The organism is Flavobacteriales bacterium, from assembly GCA_013214975.1.
GTDB lineage: Bacteria > Bacteroidota > Bacteroidia > DT-38 > DT-38 > DT-38.
Map to the genome: position 1 here is coordinate 1 of JABSPR010000448.1, position 4,637 is coordinate 4,637.

The 4,637-nt window shown below is 35.9% G+C and carries 5 protein-coding genes; 2 read left to right on the forward strand and 3 right to left on the reverse strand.

Annotated elements, in window-relative coordinates; translation table 11 throughout:
- Both HRT72_13935 and HRT72_13940 read right to left on the reverse strand, forming a co-directional pair.
- The coding region (locus tag HRT72_13935) for a PD40 domain-containing protein (GenBank protein NQY68809.1) at positions 1 to 820 on the reverse strand (820 nt) is incomplete at its 3' end.
- A 3-nt stretch (positions 821 to 823) separates the two neighbouring features.
- Positions 824 to 1,906, reverse strand: coding sequence for a tetratricopeptide repeat protein (locus HRT72_13940; protein NQY68810.1), 1,083 nt, complete (start codon positions 1,904 to 1,906; stop codon positions 824 to 826).
- 143 nt (positions 1,907 to 2,049) lie between these two features.
- Between HRT72_13940 and HRT72_13945 the strand changes: the two genes are divergently transcribed.
- Both HRT72_13945 and HRT72_13950 read left to right on the forward strand, forming a co-directional pair.
- A complete protein-coding gene (locus HRT72_13945; GenBank protein NQY68811.1) occupies positions 2,050 to 3,135 on the forward strand; it encodes a M42 family metallopeptidase in 1,086 nt (361 codons plus the stop codon).
- A 14-nt stretch (positions 3,136 to 3,149) separates the two neighbouring features.
- Positions 3,150 to 3,728 (forward strand): DUF479 domain-containing protein, encoded by a 579-nt coding sequence (locus tag HRT72_13950; GenBank protein ID NQY68812.1) that lies wholly within the window; start codon positions 3,150 to 3,152, stop codon positions 3,726 to 3,728.
- Position 3,729: 1 nt separating this feature from the next.
- On the opposite strand, the gene HRT72_13955 is transcribed toward HRT72_13950, so the two are convergent.
- The gene (locus HRT72_13955; protein ID NQY68813.1) at positions 3,730 to 4,617 is read right to left on the reverse strand and encodes a hypothetical protein; all 888 of its coding nucleotides are present in this window, start codon (positions 4,615 to 4,617) and stop codon (positions 3,730 to 3,732) included.
- Positions 4,618 to 4,637 lie beyond the last annotated feature (20 nt).

The following is a 4,637-nucleotide window of genomic DNA, read 5'->3' on the forward strand; positions in this document are numbered from 1 at the left end:
AATCACCACCATTATCTCCGTAATAAATAATCATTCTTTGTCCGTCTGGAGACAGACCCACCGATGCATCATGACTTGTTGTATTAACAGGCTTACCTAGATTTTCAAGTTTGGTCCATTCCCCATTTCTATGTTTGGTGACATATATATCTTCCATAAAAACATTAAAGTTTTCATCCATCTTCCCTCCTGTTGTTCCTGGTCGTTTGGAAGTGATAATCATCATAGATTCATCGGCAGTAATAACAGGAGCATATTCTTGTGAACTAGTGTTAACATTAGCACCAAGATTATCGATAAATACTCTTACCGGATTGGCCATTAATTCAATACCGTTCTTACATTCTTTTATTTTCCTATTTACTTTTGCCCTTCTATTATTTGAAACTTCATCTGTATATGTATCTTGATAATTCCCAAATTCCTCTATCGCTTTTTCCAATTGCAAGTTATAGTGGTAAGCTTGACCTAAATAAAAGTGAATATCCTTATTAACTCGAGGATTTAATCGGAATGCCGAAAGCAAATAATCCATTGCTCTCTTATCATTAGTATGCAGAATGTACGTTCTGCCTATTTTGTAATTAAGCATTGCGTTATTTTGATTAAAAGCATAGGCCTTTAGGTAGTGCTTTATAGCTTTCTGAAATCCCGATATTCCATAAATAAACTGCTGGTCACCTAATTTAATTTCTTTCAAGGCCTCTTTCATCTCTCCCTTATCCTGAGGGAAGTTTTCTTTTACAAAATCAATATTTTGCGCACTTAGCTGAGCTAGAGAAATTAAAAAGGCAATAAATAAAATCAGATATATTTTCATCTCTTAATAATCACAACTTTGTTGAAGATATGCATCCGTATTTTCCACACCCAATTCATTCGCTTTCTTCCAATCATCACAAGCCCCTTTTGCATTTCGAATCATCTCTTTCGCAATTCCTCTATTTAAATAGGCATAACCGTACTCATTATCCAGTTGTAATGCCTTGTTGCAATCTTGAATAGCTCCCTTATAGTCCTTCATTTTAATCTTTGAACCTGCTCTATTGTTATATGCATAAGCATATTTGGCATCCAATTTAATTACTTTGTCAAAATCTTTAATGGCTCCTTCATAGTCACCTAATCCAAATCGTGCACTACCTCTATTATTAATAGCAATTTTATAGGCCGGCTTCAACTTTATTGCAACTGAATAAGCTTTTATTGCTTCTTCATAATTTTCCATACGTTTCAAAGCACTTCCTAAATTATTGAAAGAAAAAGCCATTTTCTTATCCAACCTAACAGCACTTTTATAATCAGAAACTGCTCCTTTAAAATCTTCTTTCATTCGCTTCGCACTTCCTCTATCATTAAATGCGTGTGCGTAGTCTTCTTTGTTCTTTATTGCATTTGTATAATCGGCTATTGCTCCATCATAATCCTGTAACCCGAATTTTAATACCCCACGATAATAATAGGACTGGGCATGGTCCGGGCTAACCCTTACTGAATTATCATAATCTTCAACAGCCTCCTTAACATTTCCTAAATCCGCGTTAACGCTTCCTCTTTGGTAATAGCCCATGTTATTTGAATCTGGGTCCAACTGTATTACTATATCGAAATCCTTTAGAGCCTCTTCAAAATTCCGTAACTCCTTATTCGCTAATCCCCTATTATATGCCGCTCTTAAGAAAGTAGAATCCGAATCTAATGCAAGTGAGAAGTTTTTAATAGCCTCGGCAAAATCTCCTTTATTAAAACTTACAATACCTGTATTATATATTTTCTCTACATTAGAATTCAATGTATCACCAGCATAATGAACAGTATCCATGGCAGAAGTCGCCGCTTCATCCTGTGCAATTGCACATGTATAACTCACTGCAAATAAGAAGAGCAATAAATACTTGTTGATCATAGTAACAAACTTAAATATTTTTAGTGTAGAGAACTAATATTAACGAATTCTTGGAAACTATTTGAAAAGGAATGGTATTAGAATACTACTTAGAAAACAGTTTTACTTATATTCGACCAATACTAATTTCAATAATTTAAGTCATGGCCAAAAAGTCTATACTAACTACAAAATCATTAAACTTTCTAGAAAAATACATCAACAATGCATCACCTACCGGCTTTGAGGCGGAAGGACAAAAGCTATGGTTAAAATATCTAAAGCCATACATTGATGAGCATATAGTTGACAACTACGGAACTGTAGTTGGTATTATCAATCCCAAAGAGAAATTTAAAGTAGTTATTGAAGCACATGCGGATGAAATATCTTGGTTCGTGAACTACATTTCCGATGATGGATTTATATACGTATGTAGAAATGGAGGATCTGATCACCAAATAGCTCCATCAAAAAGAGTAAATATTCATACAGACAAAGGTATCGTAAAAGCCATTTTTGGTTGGCCAGCAATTCATACACGACATGGAGGTAAAGAAGAATCACCAAAGCTAACCAACATCACACTTGATTGTGGTTGCACATCTAAGGAAGAGGTTGAAAAACTAGGTGTAGTAGTAGGGAGTGTGATTACCTATGAAGACGAATTTATGATTCTAAATAAAAATCAGTTTGTCGGTAGAGCACTTGACAATAGAGCCGGAGGTTTTATGATTGCTGAAGTTGCACGACTTTTAAAAGAAAGTAAGACTAAACTTCCTTTCGGGCTTTATATCGTTAATTCTGTGCAAGAAGAGGTTGGCCTTAGAGGTGCAGAAATGATTGTAAATAAGATAAAACCAGATGTGGCCATTATTACAGACGTAACACATGACACAAGTACACCTATGATTAAAAAAACTGTTCATGGCGATGTGAAACTGGGAAAAGGACCTGCTATTACTACGGGACCTGCTGTTCAACGAAACCTTGAGAAGTTAATCAAAGACACGGCTAAGAAAAACAAAATAGATTTCCAACGAATGGCGGCATCAAGAGCTACGGGCACAGATACAGATGCTTTTGCATTTAGTGGTGAGGGCGTTGTTTCTGCTTTAATCTCACTCCCTTTAAAGTATATGCACACTACTGTTGAAACGGTTCACCGCGATGATGTAGAGAGTGTTATAAAACTCATCTTCGAAACCTTAAAAAACATCAAGAAAAATCACGATTTCAAGTACTTATAGAACGTTAACTTAATATGAATTACTTAGCCCATGCTTATCTCGCAGGAAATGATCATGGGCTAATTATTGGAAATTATTTAGCCGATGGAATGAAGGGAATGAAGCTAGAAAGCTTTAGTGAAAGTATCCAAAGGGGAGTTGAACTTCATAGACATATTGATTCGTACACTGATCAACACGACCAAGTTAGAGTAAGTAAGAACAGACTATACGAAAGACATGGGCATTATGCATCTGTTATTGTAGACGTTTTCTATGATCACTTTTTAGCGAAAGACTGGCTAAAATATTCAGATAAAAATCTATTCAATTTTGAGAAGAAAATCTATTCTCTCTTAATTGATAATAAAGAAGTATTACCCAAGCATAGCAAATATTTCTTGGATTATATGGTTGAGCAAAACCTTCTATCCAATTATGCGAACATTAAAACGATTGGGGACACATTATCGGGGCTCGCAAGGAGAACAAAGTTCGAATCTAACATGGCATATGCTGTTAATGACCTACGGGATCAATACAACGGTTTCCAAGAAGATTTCGACCTGTTTTTTCCTGATCTTGAAAGAAGCGTTGCTTCCTTTTTGGAATAATTTATCTCGATGCGATAGTAAAAGTCTCTCCGTCTATTGTAACTGTAGCTGAGTTATCACATTCTCCACTTCCATAGTCAACCGTTCGACTCTTTAAATCAACAGGCTCTATTACTACAACCCCAGAAGTTATTTGTCTCCTGTCCGAGCAAAACTCTATTTGCAAGGATGTCGTAATCTCAACTGTAAAAGAAACTCCATTTCGATTAACACCAGTACTTGAACCAGTAACTTCAAATACATCATCCAGAAGGCATTCTTTAAATGCGTCTAAAGAAGCTATACAATCGGAATTTCCAATATATGTATCTTCTCCTTCTATCCAAGTTCGAGTCCGAGTTGATTCCCATGTTACTGAACCTCCATCGTCTGGAGCCGTTATTTTCCCATCCTTTATTTCAACAGTCCAACTAGATTGGTGATCTGAAGTTGTGTTCGTAACCACTTTTGAACCTTCCACTAAATATCCATCAACTTCATAATCTTGCAAAGTAATGGTGGTTATACTTCCAGCGTTTCTTCTTCGATCTGTTAGCACCGCAACTATTTTACCTTGCCGTTTCTTACCATCTTTACATGAACATTCCTCCGTACCGAAATCGATTGTAAGCGTTGCAGGAAAATGATTTACTGTATCGTTAATCTCAATAATAACCGTCGCACAAGAATCATTCTTCCATTTGTACTTAACCACTTGCAATGATTTCACCTCAGACGAATCATCGTCGGCAGCACTATTCACTACGCCAAACACATCTTCGAACATTGCTGTAGCGAGATCTACATCTTGAGAACTAGTGGTGTCTTTATTCAATTGTTGCTTCTCGCAAGATGAAATAAACACTAGCAGTATCAGGGCAAATAGTGATTGAAAAAACAATTTATTCATAACTCTTCTTTTAAATTAAC

Bases quoted from the DNA above. Each gene is read 5' to 3' on its own strand.
- HRT72_13940 (NQY68810.1), bottom strand. From the start codon at position 1,906: ATGATCAACAAGTATTTATTGCTCTTCTTATTTGCAGTGAGTTATACA.
- HRT72_13945 (NQY68811.1), top strand. From the start codon at position 2,050: ATGGCCAAAAAGTCTATACTAACTACAAAATCATTAAACTTTCTAGAA.
- HRT72_13950 (NQY68812.1), top strand. From the start codon at position 3,150: ATGAATTACTTAGCCCATGCTTATCTCGCAGGAAATGATCATGGGCTA.
- HRT72_13955 (NQY68813.1), bottom strand. From the start codon at position 4,617: ATGAATAAATTGTTTTTTCAATCACTATTTGCCCTGATACTGCTAGTG.